Raw genomic sequence first — 25,469 nt, 5'->3', positions numbered from 1 at the left:
AATCCAATGCGCAAATCCTATTTTAGCGCCCATGGGCGAAAGCCAGGACCCATTACCCCAGGGAGGCGTTTGGCGAAGACTCGCCACCTGCTACCACCCCCACCGATAGATCACGCGGTATGGGTCCTGGCTTTCGCCAGGACGACACCGGTGGATGTGGTCGGCTGCTCCGGCCACACTGAAACGCTCGCCTCTACGCCGGTGTCAGCTTCGCCACTTCCGCCTTCATGTCATTGAGCACGCCCGCGATCGCGGCGACCAGATCGTCGATCTGGGCCTTGGTCGCGATCAGTGGCGGACAGATGGCGATGGCATCCAGCATGTTGCGGGAGATCACGCCGCGCTCCTGCAGCATGCGGCTGGCGATGCCGCCGACGGCGCCGGGCGTTGCCGCCGCGGTCTTGCGGCCCTTGTCGAGCACCAGCTCGAGCGCTGCGATCATGCCGACGCCGCGGACTTCGCCGACCAGCGGATGGCTGGTGAGCTCACGCAGCTTGCCCTGCATGTAGCCGCCGAGCTCGGCGGCGTGCGCGACCAGGCCGCGCTCCTCGATGATCTTGAGGTTCTCGAGCGCGATCGCCGAGCCGACGGGATGGCCGCCCGCGGTGAAACCGTGGCCGAGCACGCCGATCTTGTTGCTCTCGTCCGCAATCGGCTCGAACATGCGATCGTTCAGCATGATCGCCGACAGCGGGAAATAGCTCGAGGTGATCTGCTTGGAGACCACCATCGCGTCGGGCTTGATGCCGTAGGTCTCGCAGCCGAACATCTTGCCGGTGCGGCCGAAGCCGCAGATCACCTCGTCGGCGACCAGCAGGATGTCGTACTTCTTCAGGACCGCCTGGATCTTGTCCCAATAGGTCGCCGGCGGCACGATGACGCCGCCCGCTCCCATCACCGGTTCACCGAAGAAGGCCGCGATCGTCTCCGGGCCTTCCTTCTTGATCAGCGCATCAAGCTCCTCGGCCCGGCGCGTGGCGAACGCCTCCTCGCTCTCACCGGGCGCGCCATCCTTGTAGAAATGCGGCGATCCCGTGTGCAGGACGTTCGGCAGCGGCAGGTCGAACGAGCGGTGGTTGTTCGGCAGGCCCGTGAGGCTGGCCGATGCGATGGTGACGCCGTGATAGGCGCGAAGGCGACTGATCACCTTCTTGCGCTGGGGCTGGCCGAGCGCATTGGAACGATAGGCGATCAGCTTCAGCACGGTGTCGTTGGCTTCGGAGCCGGAGTTGGTGAAGAACACCTTGCTCATCGGCACCGGCGCGAGCGCCACCAGCTTCTCGGCGAGATCGATCGAGGGTCCGTGCGATTTGGCGGAGAACGTGTGATAGAACGGCAGCGCCTGCATCTGCTTGTGCGCCGCCTCGACCAGCCGCTTCTCGTTGAAGCCGAGCCCGACGCTCCACAGGCCCGCCATCGCCTCGAAATAGCGCTTGCCCGCCGCATCGAACACGTAAGGCCCCTCGCCGCGCTCGATCACCAGGGGACCGGCCTGCTGATGGGTGCGCGCGTTGGTGTAGGGATGGAGCTGGTAGGCTACATCCCGGGCCTCTTGCGAATTGGGCAGCATGGACATTTGCGAAATCCTTCGAATAGTCGCGTCGCCGGCGCGGCCAGCTTCGTCACCTGATGATCGAGTTACTTGGCTATTGCGACGAGGCAAAACTTGCAACGCCAATTCGTCGGCAGCAAGCGCTCAGCAGCGTTGCACAAAATTGCAGAGTTGGCGGTTCTCAGGCCGCGCTGTCGTCATCGCCATCGTCGGCGGCAGCGGCCTCCCTCACCTCGACGAGCGCCATCGAAAGCAGATAGACCGTCGTGGGCAAGCCGATGCGGCGCGCCCTCTCGGCTACGCGCGACAGCTCGCTCGCCAGCTCCTTGAGCTCTTCTCCCCGTGACAATCTCCCACCCCATCCGCCGATCGCGGCCGCCTACACCGCAACGGCGCCGCTGGTTTTGATCAGTTCGGCGCTGGATTGGATTGTAGCAAAGTTTCCGACAACGTTCACCACCGCCTGCTTATAGGCGGCGGCATCGCCCATGCCCGGCTGCCGGCAGGCCACGGCATCGGCAACCACCTGGTAGCGATGGCTGCGGTGAAACCCGTCGACGGCGGTGGCCAGGATGGTTTCGTCCAGCGAGAAACCGATCAGCACGCAGCGGCCATTGCGGATATTGGACATGTAGTCCACGAACCGCGACGAGCTGTAGGCCGAGGGCAGCGGATGCTCGAACGTCATCTCGCCGGGCCGCGGCTTCGCCTCGGCGATCCAATCGGTCAGCCTCGATGCCGGATTGAACCAGGCGGCCTGGGCGATGCGCTTCAGATGCATCACGGGCCAGAGCCTGTCGCGCCATAGCGTCAGGAGTTCCAGGCAGCGCATGGTGGCGGCCTCGCCGTCGAGGATGACATGGCGCCGCCCGGGGGTCAGATATTCGACCTGGAGATCTGCACAGACCAGGATCGGCGGGTCGTCGGTGATGGAAGCCAGCATTATCTTGCGCGCACCTGCACCAATTTCAGCGATCGGCGAGTGCGAGGTCCCGCAGCGGCGAGGTCACCGCCCGCCCCGCCGAGGCATCGAGCACGCCCGGCCGGTCCCAATCGCCCTCCGGACGGATGATTACGTAAGGATCGCTGTCCAGCGTGATCGCGTCCGGCCCGGGCTCGATCTCGAGCAGCATCTCCGTGTAGGAGAAATCCGAGAAGGTGATCTTGCGGTTGTGGCCGAGCGGCTTGGCGCCGAAATGGGCCCAGAAATCGACCAGCCGGTCCTGGGCCTGGCCGTAGATCTTGCGAAAGCCCTTGCGCTTCACATAGTCGACGCTCGCCTGCACCAGCTTGAAGGAGACGCGCGAGCGTCGGTATTGGTGCCGCACCGCGAGCCGCTCGACCTTGGCGAAATCGCCGAAGAAGCGCACCCGCAGGCAGCCCGCAGGCTCGTTGCCGACATACCCGATGAAATGCGCGGCGACCATGTCGTTGCCGTCGAACTCCTCCTCGAACGGACAATCCTGCTCGGCGAGATAGACCGCCGAGCGAATGGCGGTGACCAGCATGAGATCGCTGGGATCGCGCGCGAGGCGGATGGTGATGGCGCGGGAGTCGGGCTTGGCGAGAGGAATCCTAGTGCCGTGCATCTGCAAAACTCCTTGCTTGGATGATCGCGCCCGGCATGCGCAACGACTGCCGATGCCAGGGGCGTTCGTAGCACCACAGGTCAGGTTGAAAGCTCGGGACCGGTTCGAATCCGGTCGCTCTCATGATGTCGCGTCCGGCCACGGTTGACGGCTGCGCATAGCAATCCGCGCCGCGAAATCTTACCTGTCGCAGATGAGCCGCGGCCTTGCCGAGACCCGCGATGCCGCGCCCCGTCGCGGCAATCGCCCAGATATAGATCGCAGCAACGTCTTCCCGCGCGGAAGCGAGATAGTGCGTCTCGGGCGCTGTGAGGCAGATCTCGTCGAGCAGCAGCGCATCGTGTCCGCGGTCGTTGAGAAACAGGAAGGCCATGCCGCCGAGCAGACGACCCTTCCGGCTGAATGTCAGGATGCTCTGGGGATCGAACGTGTAATATTTCGCAAGCTCCGCCGTCCCGATCTGCACGCCCGGCACCAGCCGGTGCGCCATCTCCGAAAGCGCCGCAATTTCGGAAAATTGCGCGCAACGGACTTCGACTTCGGGACTGAGCGGCAGCGCGTCGAAATCATGCCTTGCGGCAAACGAGCCCCTTTCCATACCGAGATCGCCCCTCTATCGTTTGCGACTTTCATGCCCCGCTATGCCGAGCTTAGCGGTTGGGGATCAGGAGTATGCAGCAGTTATTGCACCGGGGTGCTGCGATGATGCAGCACCGTGAAGAAGCCCTGGGCGCGTCCTGGGACGATTTGAAGCTGTTTTTAGCGTGCGCAAAATATAAAAGTTTCCGCAACGCCGCCGAAGAGCTCAGCCTCACCTCCACGACGCTGATGCGCCGGATCGATCGCCTCGAAGAGAGCATCGGCTGCAAGCTGTTCCTGCGCGACCAGAGCGGGCTCACGCTCAGCGACGAAGGCACAGCGATGATTGCCGACGTCGCGCACATGGAGCGTCACGCCTTCAACGTCTTCCGCCGCGCCTCGCGCTCGTCGAACGATACGTCTGGCACCGTCCGCGTCGCGGTGACGGAAGGCCCCGGCAATTTCTGGATCCTGCCGCGCCTGATCGATTTCCAGAAGACCTATCGCAAGATCACCGTCGACCTGCGCTGCGCGATGGAGCAGGCCGACGTCGCGCGCCTGGAGTCGGACATCGCGATCCAGCTCGAGCCGCCGACCAATCCCGATCTGATCGTCGCCAAGCTCGGCCGCCTGCACATCTATCCCTTCGTCTCCAAGGAGTACGAGAAACTGTACGGCTTGCCGGCAACCCTGGCCGATCTGCAGGACCATCGCATCATCAAGCAGAATGCGCCGCAGGTCGACGACGGCGCCTATGCCCGCGTGCTCGGACTGAAATCGCTCGAGGGCATCGTCGGCATCAAGACCAATTCGTCGGTCGGCGTACTCTATGCAGTGGAGCGCGGCGCCGGCATCGGCTTCCTGCCGACCGTGTCGATCGCGCTCGGCGCACCGCTCGTTGCCGTGGATCTCGGCGTCAGCCACCACGCCGATCTCTGGCTCACCTATCACAGGGAGTTTCGCGCCTCCGAGCGCCACAAGATCGTGGTCGACTGGCTAAAGAAGATCTTCGATCCCAGGGTTCATCCCTGCTTCCGCGACGAGTTCATCCATCCGAACGCGCTGGTGTCGATGATGACCGCCGCGCGCGAGGGCTTTGGATTGACCGGTTACGTCGCGGCAACGCCGACGTGAGCGTCATTTTTGGGAGCATGATCTCCGCGCAAACGCGTTCCGCGTTTGTCGCGAGGGAAAACCGCTACGCACTTTGCGCTGGCGCGGCCCTTCGGGTCCGGATCATGCTCGCTCACCACCGATATTCGAAGCCGACCGTGCCCTGGTGCGAGGTGAACTCGTTGCGGAACTTGCCATCGTAGTTGATGTAGAGCCGCGCCGTGTTGGTCAGGCTGAGCGAGGCCGAGCCGCCCGCATCCACGCCGTAACGGCTCTCGCCGATGCCGGGGACGACGATGCTCTGGGTCCCGAGGCTGACCTGCACCGATCCCAGGTTCTGGTAGAAATTGTCGACGAACTTCCCGTAGGCCGACAGGTCCAGGATCTTCTGGTCGAAGATGAAGTAGCGCCCGATCTCCGCCCCGATCATGACGCGTGCGCGCGAGAGCGCCGTCGAGCCCACATTGAGCGGATCGAGCCCGCCGGCCTCCTGGAACGCCGCGCTGGTGGCGCGCACATATTCGAGCGCACCCTTGGGCACGATGCGCATCTGGTCCTTCGTCCAGTAGTAACTGACCTCGGTCAGCGCGCCGTCGACTGCGGCGCGATAGCCGGCGGTGGCAAGGCCAAAGCCGGTATCCCGGCTGGAATGGACCTTGCCGAAACCGTGCACCACCGCGAAGGCCCAGGTCCACGGGCCCTTGTCGACCGAGCCGTTGAAGCCGATTTGCGTCAGGTCCATCGTCGCCGACTGCAGCGCCAGTGGCACGTCGACGTCGGTGTGGCTCTGGTCGACCGAGAAGCCGAGATTGACGCCTGGCGCGACCCGCGCGCCGAAGCCGGCCACGCCGCCAAACGTCTTGCGTTTGTCGCCTACGAAATCGCCCTGCGGATCGGTCCGCACCGAGATGCCGTAGCCTTCGAACCAGGTGCGGTAGCGCGGGTCTTCCGTGGTCGCGGACGCCCCGCCCCCGCCGGGATTGGTGCGGAACGCGCGGTTGACGCCGCCCGATGCCTGGTTGCCCAGCCGCTCCAGAAAATTCGAGCCGAGATTGAGCGCACTGCTGCCGATCGACTGATCGTAATTGATCGAGGTCGAAGTCGGGGTCGGTGACGGCGTGGGCGTTGGGGTCGGAGTCGGGCTCGGGGTCGGCGTTGGAGTTGGTGTCGGCGTTGGCGTTTGCGCCAGGACAGGCGTGGCCGACATCATCACGGCGAATGCGCACGCCATCATAATAGCCGTCGCGATCCGGCGAACGCGGTTCAGCCCGATCGTCTGCCGTGTCCCTGTGGGCTGCGAGGTGCAGCGCATGACGACTAATCCCGAAGCAAAGGGCGGTCCGCAAAAATGCAACACGAGCGGCTCGCGTGTGCGGCGATTTGTGCCGAACTGCCACGGAGGGTCAACCGGTTGGCAGGCTGTCACCGAGCCTATTGCCCTCGATTGTGGTTCCGCGGCCACAGGTCGCAAATAGCAGACGATGGTACCCACCCCCGGCCTTGAAATTCGCGCGCGGCTTGCTAACGCGCGATTTTCATGTTGCAATATCCGACACAATCGGAATTGGCCGCTCGACTGTGCGTTTCGCGACGATGAGACTCGAACAGACTTCCGGAAGCCCGTTTGTGGCGTGGCACGCGAAAAAGCGGCCGCGTCTTTTTTCTATCTAGTGGAGGAGACTAGCGATGCCGCAAAAGGGCACCGTCAAATGGTTCAACCCGACCAAGGGCTATGGGTTCATCAAGCCGAATGGTGGTGACAAGGACGTGTTCGTCCACATCTCCGCCGTCGAGCGTGCCGGACTCTCCACCCTCAACGAGAACCAGGTGGTTGAATACGACCTCGTGGAAAACCGCGGCAAATCGTCCGCGGAAAACCTCAAGGTCTCCTGATTTTTCTCAAAGCGACACGCGAGAGATCATGACGTTGCCCCCGGCTCTGCCGGGGGATTTCGTTTGGGGGGACGAAACGAAGGCGACGCCTCAGCTCACCACCGGCGCAATCAGAAAATTCTCCGACGCCGAGCTACCCGCCGTCCTGCACACATCGCCCTCGATCCGGACCTTGCCGGTCGCGACCAGCCGCAGCGCTTCGGGATAGATGCGGTGCTCGACTTCGAGGATGCGCTCCGACAGCGTGTCCGCGGTGTCGTGGTCGCCGACGGGAACCGCGCCCTGCATCACGATCGGGCCGGCATCGGTCTCGGGAATCACGAAATGCACCGTCGCGCCGGACAGTTTCACGCCGGCGCGCAGGGCCTGGCCGTGCGGGTCGAGGCCGGGGAAGGACGGCAGCAGCGAGGGATGGATGTTGAGCATCCGCCCGTACCAGGCTTTGGTGAACTCGGCCGTGAACAGGCGCATGAAGCCGCCGAGACAGATCAGCTCTATGCCGTGCTGATCGAGCGCGGCCTGCAGCACTTTCTCGAAACCGGCGCGGTCCTTGCCGAACGGCTTGCTCTCGATCACCAGCGTGTTGACGCCGCCCGCCTTGGCCCGTTCGAGCCCGAGCGCATCGGCCTTGTTCGAGATGACGAGCGAGATTTCCGCCGGGAAATCCGGCGCGCTGGCGGCCTTGATCAGCGCAGCCATGTTGGAGCCGCGACCGGAGATCAGGATGGCGACGCGCCGCTTCATCACAGCGCCAGATCGAGGTGACCGTTATAGACGACGCGATGCTCGCCCTCGGCCGGGATCACGGTGCCGAGCTGCGCCACGGTCTCGCCGGCATCGGTGAAGACCTGCACGACCTGATCGACCTTGTCAGGCTCGACGATCGCGATCATGCCGATGCCGCAGTTGAAGGTGCGCAGCATCTCGAGCTCGGCGATGCCGGCCTGCGCCGCCAGCCATTTGAACACCGGCAGCACCGGCAGGCGCGCGAGGTCGATGCCGACGCCGAGATCCTTCGGCAGGACGCGCGGAATGTTGTCGGTGAAGCCGCCGCCGGTGATGTGGGCGAGCCCCTTCACCGCGCCGGTCTCGCGGATCGCCCGGAGGCAGGATTTGACGTAGAGCTTCGTCGGCGTCAGCAGCGCGCCGCCGAGCGTCATGACGGGCGCGAACGGCGCCGGGGCCCCGAAGCCGAGGCCGGATTGTTCCACGATCTTGCGCACCAGCGAGAAGCCGTTGGAATGCACGCCCGACGAGGCGAGGCCGATCACGGCATCGCCCGCGGCGATATCCTTGCGCGGCAACAAGGTACCGCGCTCGGCAGCGCCGACGGCAAAGCCGCCGAGGTCGTAATCGCCGTCCTTGTAGAGGCCGGGCATCTCGGCGGTCTCGCCGCCGATCAGGGCGCAGCCGGATTCGCGGCAGCCTTCGGCAACACCCGCGACGATCGCGGCGGTGGCCTCCGGATCGAGCTTGCCGCAGGCGAAATAGTCCAGGAAGAACAGTGGCTCGGCGCCCTGCACCACGAGGTCGTTGACGCTCATGGCGACGAGGTCGATGCCGATGCCGCCGTGCAGGCCGGTCTCGATCGCGATCTTCACCTTGGTTCCGACGCCGTCGGTGGCGGCGACCAGGACGGGGTCCCTGAAACCGGCCGCCTTGAGGTCGAACAGGCCGCCGAAGCCGCCGATCTCGGCATCGGCGCCGGGCCGCGCAGTGGCGCGCACCATCGGCTTGATCAGATCGACCAGGCGGTTGCCCGCGTCGATATCGACGCCTGAATCGGCGTAAGTGAGGCCGTTTTTGCGGTCGGTCATGCCCGATTTCCAGTGGGTTTGCGGCTGGTTACGTCGAATTCCGGGGACACGCAATGGCTCGCATGGCGCTCCTCCCTATACTATGTAGACATATCAACCGGTTCAGCCTCCAACGGGCCGGATTTGAGGTGAGACCGGTGCCGGGAAGCGCTGCGTGAGTATTCCGAATATCATTACCCTGGGCCGCATCATGCTGGTCCCGATCATTGTCTGGGCCATCGTGTCGAGCCAAATGGAGGTGGCGTTTGCCGTCTTCCTGATCGCTGGCATCAGCGACGCCGTGGACGGCTTCCTGGCCAAGCGCTTCAACATGCGCAGCGAGCTCGGTGCCCTGCTGGATCCGCTCGCCGACAAGGCGCTCCTGGTCTCGATCTACCTGGCGCTCGGCATCTGGGGCGACATCCCGCGCTGGATCGTGATCCTGGTGGTGTCGCGCGACATCATGATCGTCACTGCGGTGATCGTGTCCTGGCTGTTCGACAAGCCGGTCGAGATGAAGCCGTCGAAAGTATCCAAACTAAACACAGCCGCCCAGGTCGCCTACGCCGCCCTGGTGCTGGCGTCTCTTGCCTTCGGCTTCAAGCCTGCGCCCTATGATATGATCATGATGGGCCTCGTCACGGTCTTCACGCTCTCCTCCGTGTCGCTCTACCTCGTCGAGTGGCTGCGGCACATGAGCACGATCGAGGCCAAATGAGGTGGGATGCGGCCCCGCAAAAGGCCAACTCCCGCTCGATGAAGTCGAATCTCTTCAAACCAAGCCGGCGCGCCGGCACGGAGCAAAGCTAGCGTGGCAGGCGGCGTTCACCCCCGACAATTGGCGTTTTCGCTTCCGCATGCGGAGAGCCTCAGCCGGGACAATTTTCTCGAAGGACCCGCCAACGCCGCTGGCCTCGCCTTGATCGACGGCTGGCCGGAATGGCCGAACCGCATCATGTGGCTGGGCGGGCCCGAAGGCAGCGGCAAAAGCCATTTGGCCGCGATCTGGGCCGAGGAAGCCGGGGCCCGCTCGACCACGGCGAATGGACTGACCGCCGCGGGTGTTCCGGCCGCGCTCGCGACCGGCGCCCTAGTGGTCGAGGATATCAAGGCGAAGAATTTTGACGAGCGCGCCCTCTTCCACCTGATGAACCTCGCCCGCGAGGACGGCGCCTACGTCCTCTTCACTGGACGCGACGCACCGGCCTCGCTCGAGATCGAGCTCCGCGACCTGCGCTCGCGGCTGCGCGCCGTCCCTGTGGTCACGCTGCTGCCGCCCAACGACCAGCTGTTCCGCGGCCTGATCGTCAAATTCTGCGCCGACCGCCAGCTCAGCGTGGACGAGAGCGTGGTCGGCTACCTCGCCACCCGGCTGGAGCGGTCCTCGGCGGCGGCCCGGCAGGCCGTGGAATTGCTCGACAGCGAGGCCCTGCGCCTCGGCCGCCCTGTCACCCGGGCGCTGGCCGCCGAGCTGCTTCGGGACGCCTGACCCCGGCCCGGGCCGCAACACCGCTTGACGGCGCAGAACGGCGGAACATCAATGTCATCGAAACGTCATCGCTCTAACACATGCTCCCGCCGGTTTTGCGCATAAGTCGCAAATTGGGGTGAACTGGATGGATCGACTTCTCATGGACTCTGCGCAAGCCGTTGAAATCAAAGATAAAGCCCCGGAGACCGAGGCCCTTCCGGCGATCGCATCGAGCCCCGAACGGTTCATCAACCGCGAGCTGTCCTGGCTGCATTTCAACCGCCGCGTCCTGGAGGAATCGGTCAATCCCAGCCATCCCGTGCTGGAGCGGGTGCGATTCCTGTCGATTTCGGCAAACAACCTCGACGAATTCTTTATGGTCCGCGTCGCCGGCATCAAGGCGCAGGTGCGCGAGGGCATCGCCGAGCGCAGCCCCGACGGCCTGACGCCGTCGGAGCAGCTGGCACTGATCAACCGCACCGTCTCGCGGCTCGCCTCCGACCAGCAGGCGATCTGGCGCGACCTGCGCGGCACGCTCGCCGATGTCGGCATTGTTCTGGTGGACGGCAAGGACGTTACCAAGGCGGAACGGACCTGGATCGAGGACTACTTCCTCAACAACGTGTTCCCGCTGCTGACGCCGCTCGCGATCGACCCGGCCCACCCCTTCCCGTTCATTCCGAGCCTCGGCTTCACCATCGCGCTCCAGCTGACGCGCGAGGCCGACGGCAAGCAGATGAACGCGCTGATCCGCATGCCCGGCAAGATCGACCGCTTCATCCGCCTGCCCGCCGAGGGCAAGGTCGTCCGGCTGATCTCGCTGGAACAGGCGACCGGCCTGTTCATCAACCGCCTCTTCCCCGGCTACAACCTCCAGGGCCAGGGCGCCTTCCGCATCATCCGCGACTCCGAGCTCGAAATCGAGGAAGAGGCCGAAGACCTCGTCCGCCTGTTCGAGACCGCGCTGAAGCGCCGCCGCCGCGGCTCGGTGATCCGGCTCGAGATCGATTCCAAGATGCCCGAGGAATTGCGCAGCTTCGTGCAGCACGCGCTGTCCGCGGCCGACGACGAAGTGTTCCTGGTCGACGGCGTGCAGGCGATGAACGAGCTCTCGCAGCTCACCCGCCTCGACCGGCCGGATCTCGAATTCACCCCTTACGTGCCGCGCCACCCCGAGCGCGTGCGCGAGCATGGCGGCGACATCTTCGCCGCGATCCGACAGAAGGACCTCATCGTCCATCATCCCTACGAATCCTTCGACGTGGTGGTGCAGTTCCTGCAACAGGCCGCGCGCGACCCCGATGTCGTCGCGATCAAGCAGACGCTCTACCGCACCTCCAACAACTCGCCGATCGTGCGCGCGCTCGCGGAGGCCGCCGAGGCCGGCAAGTCTGTCACCGCGCTGATCGAGCTCAAGGCGCGCTTTGACGAAGAAGCCAACATCCGCTGGGCACGCGACCTCGAGCGCGCCGGCGTGCAGGTCGTCTACGGCTTCCTCGAATTGAAGACGCACGCAAAGCTGTCGATGGTGGTGCGCCGCGAGGGCGGCAACCTCACGACCTACGTCCACACCGGCACCGGCAACTACCACCCGGTCACCGCGCGTATCTATACCGACCTCTCCTACTTCACCTCGGATCCGACCATCGGCCGCGACGCCGCGCGCGTGTTCAACTTCATCACCGGCTATGCGGCGCCGAGCGATCTGGAAAAGATGGCGGTGTCGCCGCTGACGCTGCGCAAGCGCATCATCGAGCACATCCAGGGCGAGACCGCGCATGCGCGGCACGGCCGTCCCGGCGCGGTCTGGATGAAGATGAATGCGCTGGTCGACCCCGACATCATCGACGCCCTTTACGAGGCCTCGCAGGCCGGCGTGCAGGTCGAGCTCGTGGTGCGCGGCATCTGTTGCCTCAGGCCCGGCATTCCCGGCCTGTCGGAGAACATCCGCGTCAAGTCGATCATCGGACGCTTCCTGGAACACGGCCGAATCTACTGCTTCGGCATGGGCCAGGGCCTGCCGAGCGCGAAAGCGGCTGTGTATATCTCCTCGGCCGACATGATGCCGCGCAACCTCGACCGCCGCGTCGAGGTGCTGTGTCCGCTGCAAAATCCCACGGTGCATCAGCAGGTTCTCGAACAGATCATGGTCGCGAATCTCAAGGACAATGAGCAAAGCTGGCAGTTGTTGCCGGACGGGTCCTCAACGCGTATGAAGGCCGCGAAGGGCGAGGAGCCTTTCAACGTCCACAACTACTTCATGACAAATCCGAGTCTGTCTGGCCGTGGAAAGTCGCTCAAGGAATCCTCGCCGCGCCGTCTCACGCGCCGGAATGAACGTCATCAATCCTGATCCGGGATTCCCGACGTGACTCGGCCGCGCAGGCGCGGCGCCACTGTCGCGGTCATCGACATCGGTTCCAACTCGGTCCGTCTCGTCGTCTACGAGGCGCTGGCGCGGAGCCTCATTCCGATCTTCAACGAGAAGACGCTGTGCGGCCTCGGGCGCGAGGTGCAGAGCACGGGCCTGCTCGCCCCTGATGCCGTCGACAAGGCGCTGACCTCGCTCAAGCGCTTCCGCGCGCTGTGCCGCGTGATGCAGGTCGGGCGCGTGTTCGCAATCGCCACTGCCGCCTGCCGCGACGCCTCCAACGGCCCCGACTTCATCGCGAAGGCCGAGCGCATCTGCGCCGTCAAGATCGAGATCCTGTCGGGCCCGCGCGAGGCGCGGCTGTCGGCGCTCGGCGTCATCTCCGGCATCCACCATCCCGACGGCATCGTCGGCGATCTCGGCGGCGGCTCGCTCGAGCTGATCGACGTGCGCAGGAACAGCGTGCGCAGCGGCGTGACGCTGCCGCTCGGCGGCCTTGCGCTCCAGGACCTCGCGCACAAATCGCTCAAGCGCGCCGACCGCATCGTGCGCGAGGAGATCGACGAGGTGCAGCTGCTCACTGCCGGCCGCGGCCGCACCTTCTACGCCGTCGGCGGCACCTGGCGTGCGCTCGCGCGCATCCACATCATCCAGAGCGGCTATCCGCTCCAGGTGATGCACGGCTATTCCATTTCCGCGACCGAGGCGCTCGACTTCTCGCGCCGCCTGCGCCGGCTTGCGGCCGCCGACATGCTCGCCGACATCGAGATCGTCGCCGACGCGCGTCGCCCCCTCCTCACCTATGCGGCGCTGGTGCTCGAGCACATCATCCGCGTGGCGAAGCCCAAGAACATCGTGTTCTCGACCTTCGGCGTGCGCGAGGGCCTGCTGCACGAGAAGCTGCCGGAGTCCGAGCGCAACAAGGACGGGCTGATCTGCGCCGCGGAGGAGCTCAACCAGCTGCTGTCACGCTCGGCCAAGCACGCCCGCGAGCTGATCGCCTGGACCGACCGCCTCGCACGCGTCGTGAAGCTACGCGAGACCGAGGAGGACCGCCGCCTGCGCCACACCGCGTGCCTGCTCTCCGACATCGGCTGGCGCGTGCATCCCGACCATCGCGGCGAGCAGACGCTCAGCCTCGTCGTCAACGGCAATTTCGGCGTGATCACCCACACCGAGCGCGCCTTTGTCGGCCTGTCGGTGTTCTATCGCTATGCGGGCCTCAGCGAGGAAAACCAGCCGCCGGTCACCATGCAGGAGCTGCTGACGCCGGCGCAGCTCGAACGCGCCCGCCTGCTCGGCGCGGCATTCCGTGTCGCGCATCTGATCTCGGCGGCGCGTCCGGGCGTCCTGCCCGCCACGCATTTCCGCACCCAGGGCCGCAAATTGATGCTGGTGTTCGAGCACCGGCTCGTCGACCTCGTCGCCGACCGCGTCGGCAGCCGCTTCCGCCAGCTCGCCCGCCTGGTCGGGCGATCAGGCTCGATCGTGAGGCGGTGAGCCGTCAGCCGGTTCTCATCCTCCCGGGACGCCTTTTGAGCCACATCATCACGCCGCTGACGAACAACGCGAGCGGCGCGAATCCGGCCGTGAAAACCAAAAGGCGTCCCGCAAGTCCGAACGTCGCGCCGTTGTGGAGCCAGAGCTGCTCGGCCAGATAGCGGTCCCCCATCGACATGGCGCCTGCGGTGCGGTCGTGCATCACTGTACCACTCCATGGATCGAGCCAGATCGCCCCCCGCGACCGGACGGCGGGATCAGCGCCGTCGGGACGGAACTGCACACGCCAGGTGTTGCGCGTTGCGGTTGGCGGGTTCAGCATGGCGACCGTGCCGCCCGGCTTGGCCTCCTGGGCGCGTCGCATGATCGCGTCAGGTGAGAGCAGCGGCGTCCCCGCCGGAGGCGGCATTTCGACCCGCGGCGAGCGATCAGGCGCCGGTTGCGACAGAAGGCCAACGATGGGACGCACCAGGTCGGGAAAAACGATGCCGACGCCGGTGATTGAGATCAACAAGAGCACGAACAGCGCCCAAAAGCCCGCCGCACTATGAACGTCCAGAACAAAGCGAAGCAGCGAGACGTTCTTGCGCACCGAGACCGATCGCCAGAATCGCCCGGGCTTCGGCCACCACAGGAAGAGGCCCGACACCGTCAAACCGAGCAGCACGAACCCGGCGACACCGACCAGCTCCCTGCCCCACCACTCATAGAGCAACAGCGTGTAATGGAGACGATAAACCTTCAGCGCGAACGCATTGACGTAGTCACGCCGCCCGAGCACCTTCCCGTTCGAAGGATCGACCATGGTCGTCCAACGGTTCGGGTAACGGCCTGCCTCCGTCTCATGCGAATGTATGACGATCCAGACCGGCCAGGTCCGGTCCGGCGCCAGGATCGTGGCAATCGGCGCTGGATCCGCTGCCGCGGCGGCGCGCATCACGTCCGATAATGTCACCCTTTGATCCGGACCGGCGGGAGCATAGAGCTCCGGATTCAGGGCAACATCGATCTCCCGGTAGAAGACAATGAAGCTTCCGGTCAGACCTATCAGCACGACGACGATTCCGCCGATCAATCCCAGCCATCGGTGAGCCCACAGCAGCGCGCGCCGCGCGCGTCCGGGCCTCATTCGGGATCGGCCGGGCGCGGAGCTGTTCTGTCGCGGTGCCCTGATCGTTTCGTCCATTCAGAGCACCCGTCGTCAGCGCCTGGCTCCGTAGCCGGCCTGGATCAGAAATCGGTCGACATCGACAAGAGCAGGGTTCGTGGCGCGCCCTGCGCCAGAGCGGAGAAGCTCGCCACGCCGGCCCAGTAATTGGTATCGAACACGTTCTGAACCAGAGCCCGAAGCGTGACGGGCCGGTTGTTGATGCGCGTGTTGTAGCGCGCGCCCAGATCGAGCCTCGTCCAGGCCGGAATGACCTGTGTGTTTGCCCCATTCAGATATTGGTGCCCGGTATAGATGGTGTTTGCGACCAGCGTCAGTCCGGGTGCGAACGGGGTGTCCCATTCGGCGGACAGATTGGCTTGCACCTCCGGCACGCCGATCGGCGTCTTGCCGAGGTTGGCCAGCGTGCTCGTCTTTGTCAGCTCCGCGTCGATCAGCGTCACGCCGCCAAGGACGCGGATGCCCGGCTGCACTTCTCCGAACACGGTGAATTCCACGCCGCGATTGCGCTGCTCCTGATCGGCCCGGAAGACGTTGTCGGCACCCAGCTGTCCCGACGGCTTGGTGATCTCGAACAGGCTGATCGTGGTCGCCAGCATGCCGAAATCGACCTTGACGCCCACTTCCTTCTGCTTGCTGAAATACGGCGCCAGGACCTCTCCTTGATTGGCCGCCGTCGTCGGCGCGATATCGCCCTTGCTGAGCCCCTCGATGTAGTTGGCGTACAGCGAAACGTTGCTCCAGGGCTTGACGACCACGCCGACCATCGGCGTAAGCGCCGATTGGTCATAGGCGGAGGTCACGGCTCCCGTGGTGGTGTTGTAGTTGTTCGACTTGACGCCCTGTTGCCTGACGCCGACGGTCAGCTGAAGGCGCTCCTGGAAGACCGACATGGTGTCAGCCAGCGCAAGGCCAGTCAGTTCGGTATCCGACAGCTTCGGCACGGTCGCGGGAGCCGGAACGAACTGCTGAGGACGGGCGATCGGCGCATAGATGTTGGACAACACCGGCGTGCCGGACACGGAGCCCCGCGCGATCTCATCCGTGTAGTAGCTGCCCTGGAAGGTCACGGCGTGACTGATCGCCGCGGTTTCGAACCGGGCGCGTACGCCGGCGTCGGCCACGTTCCTGTCGATGTCGAACTTGAAATGACCCGGTGTCGAACTGGTGTTGCCCGCCGCGTTCAGGATTGTCGGCGTCCCGAACAGACGATCGACCTGGGTCCTGCCGCCGCCGCCGTCGGCGAACACCGTCACGGAGTCAGTCACATCGTATTCGGCGCGCGCCAGCAGCGAATTGTCGTGAACCTTGGCCCATTCCCAGGCCTGCGTGACATTGCGCCGGCCGACCGGCGCAGTCGGGACCGCTACGCCCGTTGCGACCAGAAACGGCCTCGTGGGCGCGTCGAACTTTTCTTCCTGGTCGATGAAGTCGAGCGAGGCTCTGAACTTCTCGCCGCGATAGTCGAATGCCGCGGCGCCGACATGCGCTTCCCGGGTCTGGTTGTCCAGCGGCGTATCGCCGTTGTGATAGCTGCCATTGACGCGAACGCCGAATTCGCGGTTCTCGCCGAACCGCCGGCTCACGTCGAGATGCGTACCGAGCTGGGAACTCGTCGCGTAATCGGTCGTGACCCGTGTGAGATCGACATCCCCGGCACGCTTTGGAACGACGTTGATGGTGCCGCCGACACTGCTGTTTGGCGCCATGCCGTACAGCAGCGCCGTCGGGCCTTTGATGATCTCGATGCGTTCGACGTAATCGGTGAACCCACGATAGTTCGGTGCAACGCCGTAGACGCCGTTGAAGGCAATTTCTCCGACATTGCCCTCCCCGATCGGAAAGCCGCGGATGAAGAAAGAGTCGAGAATGCCGCCGGTCTGGCCCGTGAAACGGACCGAAGGGTCGTTGCTGACGACGTCGGCGACCGTGACAGCCTGTTGATCTTCGATCTTCTTCGCCGTGTAAATGGTGATGTTGAACGGCGTATCCATGAAATCCTTGTTGCCGAGCAAGCCGACCTGGCCACCGCGAGCGACCTGCCCGCCTGCATAAGACGGCGGGAGCGCGCCCGGTCTCGCAGCATTGGGGGCAGCTTCGGCCTGCAACTTGGCCCGCTCGTTGGCGGGCGCGCTGCGGCCCGCCCTCCGGCCTGGATTGGATCGTGGACGTGCGCGTGGCTTCGGCGCGTCTGCGGTGACGGTCACGGCCGGCAGCGTGGTTTCCCGCGCCGTCTCCGGCACAGCGCTTTGCGCACTGGTGCCGTGCAGGACGCCGTCGCTGAACAGGGCGATGGAGACCACGGAGACCGCGAAGGCTCTCGGGCTGGCGCACGTCAGAAGTGTTTTGATGCGAGCGGCAAGAACAGCAACAGGACGGCAAATCACTTTCGACGACATCGCACCAGCTTCCGATTTCATGAACATGAACGTCGGAGCGACGTGCCGCGGGAACCTTCGTCGAGTCAACGAAAGTACCCTTGAATCTCAATAGTTTAGAATAAGACAAGATCCAAATCGCGTGGTGGTTGCAAAGGAAGCCTCTCCACGCAACGCCCACGCGCGCTACCGCGCAACGCGAGGTCCCGCGAAGCGCGCGATGCGCGCCGGTGATGCGAACGCAATGATGAGAGACTTCGGCTCTTGCGCCGAACCCATGGCCGTGATCGCTCGTGTACTGCCACGCGGCGAGCATCTCAGCGACTTGCTCGCCTCTCATTGCTGGAGAGGAAAGCCACGCTGATTAGAGCGTCGACGTCATTCCGCCGACGCCTTGGCGTGGCGCTCGGAGGATTCGAGCGCGGCCTGGGTCAGGCTGCGCCGGCGCCAGATGGTGCCGACGACCAGCACGACGACGACGCCGAGCACTGCGCAGAGATATTCGCCGCCTCCCCCGCCATGACCGAATTGCGGCGGGATGCGGAACGCGCCGAGGATCGAATCCAGCGACGCGCCGAGCGGGCCGTCGAACAGCGTGTGCAGCCTCGGCGCGACGCCGGGATCGGTCGCGATCACCTCGCCCGCGATCCAGCCGAGCAGCGCAGCACCGGCCCACACCAGCACCGGCAGCTTTGCGAGCAGCGCCATGATCAGCGCCGCACCGGCGACGATCAGCGGAACGCTGATGGCAAGGCCGAGGATCAGCAGCGGCACGCTGCCATTGGCCGCGGCGGCGACCGCAATGACGTTGTCCAAGCTCATGACGATGTCGGCGACCACCACGATCTGGATGGCCTGCCACAGATGCGAGGCGGACTCGACGTCGTCCTCGTCCTCGTTTTCCGGCACTAGGAGCTTTGCCGCGATCACGATCAGCGCGAGACCGCCGACCAGCTTGAGATACGGCAGCTCCATCAGGGTCGCGACGATGCCGGTGAAGATGATCCGCAGCATCACCGCCGCGCCCGCACCGAAGATCATGCCCCACAGCCGATGCCGCGGCGAGAGACCGCGACAGGCGAGCGCGATCACCAGCGCGTTGTCGCCGGAGAGCAGGATGTTGATCCAGATGATCTTGCCGACCGCAATCCAGAAAGTCGGTTCGGCCATCTCATTGCGGAACTGGGTGAAGAATGCCCCGATCGTAGCGGGATCGAAGATCTGCCAGAGCCAGCTCACAATGTGTCCTTTCCCCCGTGGATATTAACCTGGCGGCTGACGGATCAGCCGACGATCTCGTTGCCCGAGAAGAACTGCGCGATCTCGATCGCGGCGGTCTCCGGGGCGTCCGAACCGTGCGCGGAGTTCTCGCCGATCGACTTTGCGTAGAGCTTGCGGATGGTGCCCTCGGCCGCCTTGGACGGATCGGTCGCGCCCATCGCGTCGCGGTACTTGGCGATGGCGTTCTCGGCTTCCAGCACCTGGACGACGACCGGGCCGGAAGTCATGAACTCGACGAGCTCGCCGAAGAACGGGCGGGCCTTGTGGACGGCATAGAAGGTCTCGGCCTGCTCCTTGGTCATGCGGATGCGCTTCTGCGCGACGATGCGCAGGCCCGCCTTCTCGATCACGGCGTTGACCGCACCGGTCAGGTTACGCGCGGTCGCATCGGGCTTGATGATCGAGAAAGTGCGTTCGATGGCCATAATCTTGTCCTTGGGGGAAGAAAGCGGTGGTTCGGAGTTGCGGGGCTTATATCGGCGCCTTTGCCGGACGGCAAGCGACCGCCAGACCCCCTCTCACAGGCGCTTCGCCGCAGGCTGATCCAGGCGGATCCTGACGGGGATTACCGAGATTTCACCCAGATGAACCGAATCTGAAGCCCCCATTCAGGGTTTGGTTCAGCCTCGCCGGCGTAAGGTCGGGCCTATCGAAACCGAAGCCTGATCATCAGGCGGAACGTTTCGGCGGCCTTTCCATCGACGCGATAGCCCCGCGCCGGCAGTTCTGAGGAGATCACCATGTTGAGGAAACTTTCGCTTGCCGCCGTCGCCGCGGTCGCGCTGGGTGCCGCGCTGGCACCGACCTCGGCCTCCGCGCACTGGCATGGCGGTGGCTGGCACGGCGGCGGCTGGGGCCACGGCTATGGCTGGGGCGGACCGCGCTACTATGCCCGCGGCCCCGTCGTCTCCTACGGTTATGGCGGCTGCTATGTGCGCCGGCTGGTCCCGACCCCCTGGGGACCCCGCTGGCGGCTGATCAACCGCTGCTACTGAGCCCGACAGCACCTTCCCAAGCACCTTCCAACGGTACCTAAGCCCCCTAAAGGTACCCCCTAGAGAGGCCCCGGTGATCCCCCGCCGGGGCCTCGTTTTTTGGCAGGCACGGCGAATTCATACAATTTTTGCTAGAACGCCGGAGATCCCCCGAGAATGGCGAAACCATTTTGGGGGTCAATGACTTGGTACCGTGTCGTTACTCTGCAACATGGAACCCGTCATGACAGGCCTTCTCGCCAATGACAGCGAACAGATCGACCGGCGGACCAGCCGCTCGATTTGCGACGCCGTGGGCGAACGGCTCCAGCAGAGCCTGCGGCCCGAACCGCGCTTGCCGACGCATCTCGAGCAACTCCTGAACGAGCTGAGGCGGCGCGAGCGCGAGGCGCACTGAACACAAAAGTGCGAAGCGGTTTGCCCACGCGACAAACGCGGAACGCGTTTGCGCGGGGATCATGCTCAAACAATTACCTGACGGAAAAACGAGTTGCGTTCGGCGCGCCTTACGGTGACAAGGCCGCATGCTCTCCGTTAACGACCTCTCCATCCGCCTCGCCGGACGCCTTTTGATTGACCAGAGTTCCGTGCAGATCACGCCCGGATCGCGCGTCGGCCTGGTCGGGCGCAATGGCACCGGCAAATCCACCCTGTTCAAGGTGATCCGGGGTGAGCTGGCCGCCGAGCACGGCACGGTGACCCTGCCGCCGCGCTGGCGCGTCGGCAGCCTGGCGCAGGAGGCCCCGAACGGCCCCGAAAGCCTGATCACGGTCGTGCTGAAGGCCGACCTCGAACGCGACGCGCTGCTGCACGAAGCCGAGAGCGCGACCGATCCGCACCGGATCGCGGAGATCCAGACCCGCCTCGTCGACATCGACGCGCATTCGGCACCTAGCCGCGCGGCGGCGATTCTCTCCGGCCTCGGCTTTTCCGCCGCTGACCAGCTGCGCCCCTGCGCCGAATTCTCCGGCGGCTGGCGCATGCGCGTCGCCCTCGCCGCGACGCTGTTTGCCGTCCCCGACCTGTTGCTGCTCGACGAGCCCACCAACTATCTCGACCTCGAAGGCACGCTGTGGCTGGAGGATCACCTCGCGCATTATCCGCGCACGGTGATCGTGATCAGCCACGACCGCGATCTCCTCGAAAGCTCGGTCGACCAGATCCTCCATCTGGAGCGCGGCAAGCTCACGCTCTACAAGGGCACCTATTCCTCCTTCGAGGAGCAGCGCGCCGCGCGTGAGCTGCTCGATGCCAAGGCGGTCAAGCGCCAGGAGGCCGAGCGCGCCCGCCTGCAAGCCTTCGTCGACCGCTTCAAGGCCAAGGCGTCCAAGGCGCGGCAGGCACAGTCTCGCGTGAAAATGCTGGAGCGGCTGAAGCCGATCACGGCGCTGGTCACCGAGGATGTGCGCGAGATCAGCTTCCCCGCCCCCGAAAAAATCCTGTCGCCGCCGATCATCGCCGTCGACAACGCCTCGGTCGGCTACGATCCAGCCAGCCCTGTGCTGGGCCGCGTCACCTTGCGCATCGACAATGACGACCGCATCGCGCTGCTGGGGGCCAACGGCAACGGCAAGTCGACACTTGTAAAGCTGCTTGCCGGACGCCTGGCGCCGTTCTCGGGGAGAGTTACGCGCGCGGACAAGCTGTCGATCGCCTATTTCGCGCAGCACCAGCTCGACGAATTGAACGAGGACGCCTCCGCCTATGACCACGTCCGCAAGCTGATGGGCGATGCGCCCGAAGCAAAAGTGCGGGCGCGCGCCGGCGCAATCGGATTCTCCGGCAAGGCGGCCGACACCAAAGCCGGCAAATTGTCGGGCGGCGAGAAGGCGCGACTCCTGCTGGGCCTTGCCACCTTCTTCGGCCCCAACATGATCATCCTGGACGAGCCGACCAACCATCTCGACATCGACAGCCGCGGCGCGCTTGCGGAGGCGATCAACGAATTTCCCGGCGCCGTCATCATGGTTTCGCACGACCGCTATTTGATCGAGGCCTGCGCCGACCGGCTCTGGATCGTCGCCGACCGCACCGTCACCAATTATGACGGCGACCTCGACGAATACCGCCGCCTCGTGCTGTCGGCGCGCAACGCGGACGCCGCTCCGCGCGAGCGCAGTGCGCCGAGCGACAAGCCGCAGCGCCCGAAGTCGGACAATCGTGGCTCATTGAAGAAGCGCATCGCGGAAGCCGAGAGCGAGATCGCCCGCGTCAGCGACATCATCGCCAAGATCGACACCGCGCTGGCCCTGCCCGACATCTTTACGCGCGACCCCAGGCAGGCCGCGCAATTGTCGAAAGCGCGCGCCAATGCCGCCGACGCGCTGGCGCGCGCGGAAGAGCAATGGCTCGAGGCGAGCACGCAGTTCGACGAGGCGGCGGGGTAGATTCAAAACCTCGAAAACAACCCCATGCACAGTACGGGTAACAAACTACCCAGCCGCAAGTCGCTGAACGGCATGATCTTTACTCAATCCGCATATTGCCCCGCTGCCTTGATGATCGGCGCCCAGCGATCGACCTCACTCGCCAGCATCGCACCTAACGCCTCCGGCGTGGCTTTGTCCTGCGGGACCGGCTCGGTGTTGATGTCATTGAACCGGGCGATCAAAGCGGGGTCCTTGAGTGCTGCCTGGAGCGCCGCCGTCAGCTTCTGAACGACCGCGGGCGGCGTGCCCTTGGGCGCATAGAGGCCGTGCCAGACGCCGAGTTCGAAACCCTTGAGGCCGGCCTCGTCGGCGGTCGGCAGATCAGGCAGGCTCTTCAGCCGCTCCTTGGTGGTGATCGCATAGGCCTTGACCTGCTTGGCCGTGATCGGGCCGGTCGTGTTCGTCGCCTGGTCGCAGGTGAGATCGATCTGCTTGCCGAGCAGATCGTTCATGATCGGACCGTTGCCCTTGTAGGGCACCGTGGTGAGCTGCTTCTGGATCGCCGTCATGAACAGCATGCCGCAGAGATGCGATGCCGCACCTAACCCGGCATTGGCGTAAGTCAGCTTGTCGCCTTGCTGCTGGGCGTAGGCGACCAGTTCCTTGAGCGTGTCGGCCGGGAAATCCGGACGCGCGATGATGGTCATCGGCGCATTGGTCACGAGCCCGATCGGCGCAAAGGCGGTCTTCGTGTCGTAGCTCAGATTGCGATACAGCGTGGCCGCGGTCGAGATGCCGACATGATGGACCAGCAGCGTGTAGCCGTCCGGCTGGGCACGCGCGGCGCGGGTCGTGCCGATCGTGCCGCCGGCGCCGGTCGCGTTCTCGACGATAACCTGCTGTCCCAGGGATTTCGCCATGCCTGCCGCGGTCAGGCGCGCGATGGTGTCCGTCGGCCCGCCCGCGGCGTATGGCACCAGCACGTGATGGTTCTCGACGGATAGTCCTGGGCGACCGCCGCGCCAAACGGCAACAGCAGAGCCGATACGAGGGCAATGAACCGCATGTTTCCTCCAGTTTTTTTCTCACGCCATATGAGCGCATTCCCGGCCGCACCGCCATCACGAAAGCGACTTCAGCAAAAGTGTCGCAATCACGATCATGATCGCGCCGCCGACGCGGGTGGATATCGGTTGCGCCTGGTCTCTCGGGAAAACCGCTTCGCACTTTTCCGCATCATGCCGTAGGTTGGTCAGTTGCGGGATAGACTGCGACAACCTGTGGGCAACGGTCAGACATGCGACTTCAGCAGCATTTGCACCTGATGGGAGCAACCCTGCTTGCAGCGTTCGGCGCGACCATTGCGTTTGTCATCCCATTTTGCGTGCAGATCGAAGAGCCGATCAACATCCTCGTCGTCACGCAAGTCCTGAACTTGACGATGACGACGTTCATGGTCGCAATCGCCCACGCCGTGCTGCTCGGTGTTCCACTCTATTTTCTCGTCCGCCGCAGGCGATCGCGCGTCGGGATTGCAGCCTGCGCTCTAGGAGGTTTCCTCGTCGCGGCACTGCCATTCGGCGTCCTGGCATTGGTGTCGATGCTCAGTGTCCAGAACGCCTCGACCGACGGCAGGCCAACAATCGTCAATGGCGTGCCAACCCTTTTTTTCTGGATTGAGTACACTCGCACCCTGGGACTGGCGGGCTTGTTGGGCCTTGTTGGCGGCCTCGCTTTTTGGGCTGCCATGCGATTGTCCGGATCCGGCCGGCGATCGTGGAGTGTCGTTTCTGCTGCCGCCATTCTGACGTGTGGCATCTTTATCCTGCCGGTCGTCGTAAGGGACAGAAGCTGCCACAATCTCTTCAGAGACGGGCGCACGTCGGTCAGACCGCAAATCTATGCAAATTTGAAGGTGCCGGCCGAAGACTGGAAAAGCCTCGAGCAAACATTCGCTGACTTTGGTCACGCGCATGCGCTGTCAATTCGCGGCGACGAACAGCTTCGAAACGGACGCAGCACATGGCACACACTGGACCTGTGCAACGAGGCGGGCCTCAGCATCAACCTATTCCATGAGCCCTGGCTCGCATACGTGCACTCGCCTCGTGCCGATGAAGGCATGACGCTCAGCATCTATTCGCTCAAACCAGACGTGGACTGGAAACCGCTCGCTCGTCATTTCCTCAGTGAGATCGAGAAGATTTGGCCCGAGAAAACCACGTTCCGGGGACCGAGCGGTCAGATCCTGTCATTCGAAGATGCAATGAAAGGACGGCCATAGCCGTCCCGCAAGCTCGCCTTACGCCTGCTTCTTCTTCGCCTTCGGCTTCGTCCCCTTCGGCATGACCGGCGCTTCCGGCGTGCCCTCGATCGAGGACAGGCGGCCGGAGGTGAAGGTGTAGATGCCGGCGCGCGGCCCGGTGGTCCAGGTAACGACGGCGACGCGACGGCCGGCCGCGTCATTGGAAAGATTGACGGTCGAGGGCGCGCCGATGCCGCGCACCACGTCGCATTCGGTGTGACCGAGCGCGACCGTACCGCCCGTCGGCGCGGGCGCCGTCGTCGATGCATTGGCGTCAGCAAGCCCCGGGGCCGGCGCCATGCCGGGACAGGCGCCGTCGGCACTGACGAGATCCTCGGCGCCCACCGGCTTGTCCGGGGTCAGCGGCGGCGATTCGATCGAGATGTTCTTGATGAAGAGACGACCCGGCCTCTGGAACCATTCGGCGTCCTTCGACAGCAGATCCGTCCCCGAGCAGCCCGCAACCAGCGGTGCTACGGCGGCCAACGCAACTATGAGCGAGCCGGGAAGCTTTTGATGTCGCACGATAAACTAAATTCCCCGCGTGAAGGACCAGCCCTAAGCGATTGTCCCAACATCACTTTGCGGCACGAAGGTGGCCAAAGCCAGCATCGCCCGAAAAGTACAAATTATCATTAATTGCGGTGGACGGCTAATTCCGCCGCTGCCACCTGCCCCGTTCGTCGGCCTGCCAGTAGGTGACATCAAATCCCCGCGCCTTGCAATCCGTCCAGGCAGTACGGGCCAAAGCAAGCGCATCCGGATCGTCGCCGTTGAACAGCAGCACCATGCGCTCATAGCCCTGCGCGTCCTGCGGCAGCGCGGCGTTGTCGACCAGGAAACGGACATTGGCGCCGTTGGGATTGCCCTCCTCGATCGCCAGCACGATCGGCTGGTCGGCGGCATCGTTCACCCGCCAGGTCGCGTGCGGCAGGAAGGAATCGTCGCGATAGGTCCACAAATGCGCGTCGAGCGCATCGGCGCGCTCCTCCGAGGTCGACTGCACGACGACGCGCCAGCCGCGCTCGAGCGATTTCTCGAGAAGCGGCGGCAACACGTTCTCCACCGTCATGTTTTGCAGATGGTAGAACAGCACTTCGGTCATTTGG

General features: G+C 64.5%; 24 protein-coding genes and 1 pseudogene. 10 read left to right on the top strand and 15 right to left on the bottom strand.

All coding sequences use genetic code 11. The annotated features are described in order from the left end of the window. Positions 1-193: 193 nt before the first annotated feature. The 5 genes from ACVJ19_RS27610 to ACVJ19_RS27590 form a co-directional block, all read right to left on the bottom strand. A complete protein-coding gene (locus tag ACVJ19_RS27610; protein ID WP_453952357.1) occupies positions 194-1,576 on the bottom strand; it encodes an aspartate aminotransferase family protein in 1,383 nt (460 codons plus the stop codon). A gap of 157 nt (positions 1,577-1,733) precedes the next feature. Further along, positions 1,734-1,901 (bottom strand): hypothetical protein, encoded by a 168-nt coding sequence (locus ACVJ19_RS27605; protein WP_453952356.1) that lies wholly within the window; start codon positions 1,899-1,901, stop codon positions 1,734-1,736. Between the two features lie 30 nt (positions 1,902-1,931). Further along, positions 1,932-2,495: an isochorismatase family protein gene (locus ACVJ19_RS27600; RefSeq protein WP_453952355.1), complete on the bottom strand. Its 564-nt coding sequence runs from the start codon at positions 2,493-2,495 to the stop codon at positions 1,932-1,934. A 25-nt stretch (positions 2,496-2,520) separates the two neighbouring features. Next, a complete protein-coding gene (locus ACVJ19_RS27595; RefSeq protein ID WP_018645421.1) occupies positions 2,521-3,141 on the bottom strand; it encodes a GNAT family N-acetyltransferase in 621 nt (206 codons plus the stop codon). Continuing rightward, positions 3,128-3,739, bottom strand: coding sequence for a hypothetical protein (locus ACVJ19_RS27590; RefSeq protein ID WP_453952354.1), 612 nt, complete (start codon positions 3,737-3,739; stop codon positions 3,128-3,130). Before ACVJ19_RS27590 ends, ACVJ19_RS27595 begins: the two co-directional genes overlap by 14 nt. 74 nt (positions 3,740-3,813) lie before the next feature. On the opposite strand from ACVJ19_RS27590, the gene ACVJ19_RS27585 reads away from it, so the two are divergent. Next, positions 3,814-4,854 (top strand): LysR family transcriptional regulator, encoded by a 1,041-nt coding sequence (locus tag ACVJ19_RS27585; protein ID WP_453952353.1) that lies wholly within the window; start codon positions 3,814-3,816, stop codon positions 4,852-4,854. A gap of 112 nt (positions 4,855-4,966) precedes the next feature. Here the strand turns inward: ACVJ19_RS27585 and ACVJ19_RS27580 are convergent, their stop codons facing one another. Beyond that, positions 4,967-6,145 carry an autotransporter outer membrane beta-barrel domain-containing protein gene (locus tag ACVJ19_RS27580; protein WP_453952352.1) on the bottom strand — a complete coding sequence of 393 codons (1,179 nt, stop codon included), beginning with the start codon at positions 6,143-6,145 and terminating at the stop codon, positions 4,967-4,969. A 374-nt stretch (positions 6,146-6,519) separates the two neighbouring features. Between ACVJ19_RS27580 and ACVJ19_RS27575 the strand changes: the two genes are divergently transcribed. Then, positions 6,520-6,726 (top strand): cold-shock protein, encoded by a 207-nt coding sequence (locus ACVJ19_RS27575; protein WP_008551638.1) that lies wholly within the window; start codon positions 6,520-6,522, stop codon positions 6,724-6,726. A 90-nt stretch (positions 6,727-6,816) separates the two neighbouring features. Here the strand turns inward: ACVJ19_RS27575 and purN are convergent, their stop codons facing one another. Continuing rightward, positions 6,817-7,470 (bottom strand): phosphoribosylglycinamide formyltransferase, encoded by a 654-nt coding sequence (gene purN / locus ACVJ19_RS27570; RefSeq protein ID WP_453952351.1) that lies wholly within the window; start codon positions 7,468-7,470, stop codon positions 6,817-6,819. Continuing rightward, positions 7,470-8,543: a phosphoribosylformylglycinamidine cyclo-ligase gene (gene purM / locus ACVJ19_RS27565; protein WP_453952350.1), complete on the bottom strand. Its 1,074-nt coding sequence runs from the start codon at positions 8,541-8,543 to the stop codon at positions 7,470-7,472. Before purM ends, purN begins: the two co-directional genes overlap by 1 nt. 154 nt (positions 8,544-8,697) lie before the next feature. Here purM and ACVJ19_RS27560 point away from each other — a divergent pair, with 154 nt between their 5' ends. The 4 genes from ACVJ19_RS27560 to ppx all read left to right on the top strand — a co-directional run bounded on the left by ACVJ19_RS27560 (position 8,698) and on the right by ppx (position 13,864). After that, positions 8,698-9,240 carry a CDP-alcohol phosphatidyltransferase family protein gene (locus ACVJ19_RS27560; protein WP_453952349.1) on the top strand — a complete coding sequence of 181 codons (543 nt, stop codon included), beginning with the start codon at positions 8,698-8,700 and terminating at the stop codon, positions 9,238-9,240. Positions 9,241-9,333: 93 nt separating this feature from the next. Next, positions 9,334-10,011, top strand: coding sequence for a chromosomal replication initiator DnaA (locus tag ACVJ19_RS27555; protein WP_453952348.1), 678 nt, complete (start codon positions 9,334-9,336; stop codon positions 10,009-10,011). Positions 10,012-10,153: 142 nt separating this feature from the next. Beyond that, positions 10,154-12,346 carry an RNA degradosome polyphosphate kinase gene (locus ACVJ19_RS27550; RefSeq protein WP_453955221.1) on the top strand — a complete coding sequence of 731 codons (2,193 nt, stop codon included), beginning with the start codon at positions 10,154-10,156 and terminating at the stop codon, positions 12,344-12,346. A gap of 15 nt (positions 12,347-12,361) precedes the next feature. Continuing rightward, a complete protein-coding gene (ppx, locus tag ACVJ19_RS27545) occupies positions 12,362-13,864 on the top strand; it encodes an exopolyphosphatase (protein WP_453952347.1) in 1,503 nt (500 codons plus the stop codon). 4 nt (positions 13,865-13,868) lie between these two features. Here ppx and ACVJ19_RS27540 read toward each other — a convergent pair whose 3' ends face one another. The 4 genes from ACVJ19_RS27540 to ndk all read right to left on the bottom strand — a co-directional run bounded on the left by ACVJ19_RS27540 (position 13,869) and on the right by ndk (position 19,116). Then, positions 13,869-15,050 carry a PepSY-associated TM helix domain-containing protein gene (locus ACVJ19_RS27540; RefSeq protein WP_453952346.1) on the bottom strand — a complete coding sequence of 394 codons (1,182 nt, stop codon included), beginning with the start codon at positions 15,048-15,050 and terminating at the stop codon, positions 13,869-13,871. Between the two features lie 44 nt (positions 15,051-15,094). Continuing rightward, positions 15,095-17,026 (bottom strand): TonB-dependent receptor, encoded by a 1,932-nt coding sequence (locus ACVJ19_RS27535; protein ID WP_453955220.1) that lies wholly within the window; start codon positions 17,024-17,026, stop codon positions 15,095-15,097. A 762-nt stretch (positions 17,027-17,788) separates the two neighbouring features. After that, positions 17,789-18,649 carry a TerC family protein gene (locus ACVJ19_RS27530; RefSeq protein ID WP_453952345.1) on the bottom strand — a complete coding sequence of 287 codons (861 nt, stop codon included), beginning with the start codon at positions 18,647-18,649 and terminating at the stop codon, positions 17,789-17,791. Between the two features lie 44 nt (positions 18,650-18,693). Beyond that, a complete protein-coding gene (gene ndk / locus ACVJ19_RS27525) occupies positions 18,694-19,116 on the bottom strand; it encodes a nucleoside-diphosphate kinase (protein ID WP_018645406.1) in 423 nt (140 codons plus the stop codon). 315 nt (positions 19,117-19,431) lie between these two features. Between ndk and ACVJ19_RS27520 the strand changes: the two genes are divergently transcribed. The 3 genes from ACVJ19_RS27520 to ACVJ19_RS27510 all read left to right on the top strand — a co-directional run bounded on the left by ACVJ19_RS27520 (position 19,432) and on the right by ACVJ19_RS27510 (position 22,073). Continuing rightward, positions 19,432-19,686, top strand: a complete 255-nt coding sequence (locus tag ACVJ19_RS27520; RefSeq protein WP_453952344.1) for a sulfur globule protein precursor — start codon at positions 19,432-19,434, stop codon at positions 19,684-19,686. A 223-nt stretch (positions 19,687-19,909) separates the two neighbouring features. Further along, positions 19,910-20,083, top strand: coding sequence for a hypothetical protein (locus ACVJ19_RS27515; protein ID WP_453952343.1), 174 nt, complete (start codon positions 19,910-19,912; stop codon positions 20,081-20,083). 127 nt (positions 20,084-20,210) lie between these two features. Next, positions 20,211-22,073, top strand: coding sequence for an ABC-F family ATP-binding cassette domain-containing protein (locus ACVJ19_RS27510; RefSeq protein WP_453952342.1), 1,863 nt, complete (start codon positions 20,211-20,213; stop codon positions 22,071-22,073). An 83-nt stretch (positions 22,074-22,156) separates the two neighbouring features. On the opposite strand, the pseudogene ACVJ19_RS27505 reads toward ACVJ19_RS27510, so the two are convergent. Continuing rightward, positions 22,157-23,121: pseudogene (locus tag ACVJ19_RS27505) on the bottom strand (tripartite tricarboxylate transporter substrate-binding protein). Positions 23,122-23,352: 231 nt separating this feature from the next. Between ACVJ19_RS27505 and ACVJ19_RS27500 the strand changes: the two are divergent. After that, positions 23,353-24,339, top strand: a complete 987-nt coding sequence (locus ACVJ19_RS27500) for a hypothetical protein (protein ID WP_453952341.1) — start codon at positions 23,353-23,355, stop codon at positions 24,337-24,339. 18 nt (positions 24,340-24,357) lie between these two features. Here ACVJ19_RS27500 and ACVJ19_RS27495 read toward each other — a convergent pair whose 3' ends face one another. After that, positions 24,358-24,846: a hypothetical protein gene (locus ACVJ19_RS27495; protein ID WP_453955219.1), complete on the bottom strand. Its 489-nt coding sequence runs from the start codon at positions 24,844-24,846 to the stop codon at positions 24,358-24,360. A gap of 166 nt (positions 24,847-25,012) precedes the next feature. Beyond that, positions 25,013-25,465, bottom strand: a complete 453-nt coding sequence (locus tag ACVJ19_RS27490) for a DNA polymerase III subunit chi (RefSeq protein ID WP_453952340.1) — start codon at positions 25,463-25,465, stop codon at positions 25,013-25,015. Positions 25,466-25,469 lie beyond the last annotated feature (4 nt).

It is taken from the genome of Bradyrhizobium sp. USDA 376 (assembly GCF_054063675.1).
The sequence above is the reverse complement of the archived record's forward strand: the minus strand, read 5'-3'. Positions and strand labels throughout refer to the sequence as shown.

Coding starts and splice junctions, on each gene's coding strand:
- ACVJ19_RS27610 (WP_453952357.1), bottom strand. CDS start 1,576: ATGTCCATGCTGCCCAATTCGCAAGAGGCCCGGGATGTAGCCTACCAG.
- ACVJ19_RS27600 (WP_453952355.1), bottom strand. CDS start 2,495: ATGCTGGCTTCCATCACCGACGACCCGCCGATCCTGGTCTGTGCAGAT.
- ACVJ19_RS27595 (WP_018645421.1), bottom strand. CDS start 3,141: ATGCACGGCACTAGGATTCCTCTCGCCAAGCCCGACTCCCGCGCCATC.
- ACVJ19_RS27590 (WP_453952354.1), bottom strand. CDS start 3,739: ATGGAAAGGGGCTCGTTTGCCGCAAGGCATGATTTCGACGCGCTGCCG.
- ACVJ19_RS27585 (WP_453952353.1), top strand. CDS start 3,814: ATGCAGCAGTTATTGCACCGGGGTGCTGCGATGATGCAGCACCGTGAA.
- ACVJ19_RS27580 (WP_453952352.1), bottom strand. CDS start 6,145: ATGCGCTGCACCTCGCAGCCCACAGGGACACGGCAGACGATCGGGCTG.
- ACVJ19_RS27575 (WP_008551638.1), top strand. CDS start 6,520: ATGCCGCAAAAGGGCACCGTCAAATGGTTCAACCCGACCAAGGGCTAT.
- purN (WP_453952351.1), bottom strand. CDS start 7,470: ATGAAGCGGCGCGTCGCCATCCTGATCTCCGGTCGCGGCTCCAACATG.
- purM (WP_453952350.1), bottom strand. CDS start 8,543: ATGACCGACCGCAAAAACGGCCTCACTTACGCCGATTCAGGCGTCGAT.
- ACVJ19_RS27550 (WP_453955221.1), top strand. CDS start 10,154: ATGGACTCTGCGCAAGCCGTTGAAATCAAAGATAAAGCCCCGGAGACC.
- ACVJ19_RS27540 (WP_453952346.1), bottom strand. CDS start 15,050: ATGGACGAAACGATCAGGGCACCGCGACAGAACAGCTCCGCGCCCGGC.
- ACVJ19_RS27535 (WP_453955220.1), bottom strand. CDS start 17,026: ATGGATACGCCGTTCAACATCACCATTTACACGGCGAAGAAGATCGAA.
- ndk (WP_018645406.1), bottom strand. CDS start 19,116: ATGGCCATCGAACGCACTTTCTCGATCATCAAGCCCGATGCGACCGCG.
- ACVJ19_RS27520 (WP_453952344.1), top strand. CDS start 19,432: ATGTTGAGGAAACTTTCGCTTGCCGCCGTCGCCGCGGTCGCGCTGGGT.
- ACVJ19_RS27515 (WP_453952343.1), top strand. CDS start 19,910: ATGACAGGCCTTCTCGCCAATGACAGCGAACAGATCGACCGGCGGACC.
- ACVJ19_RS27510 (WP_453952342.1), top strand. CDS start 20,211: ATGCTCTCCGTTAACGACCTCTCCATCCGCCTCGCCGGACGCCTTTTG.
- ACVJ19_RS27500 (WP_453952341.1), top strand. CDS start 23,353: ATGCGACTTCAGCAGCATTTGCACCTGATGGGAGCAACCCTGCTTGCA.
- ACVJ19_RS27490 (WP_453952340.1), bottom strand. CDS start 25,465: ATGACCGAAGTGCTGTTCTACCATCTGCAAAACATGACGGTGGAGAAC.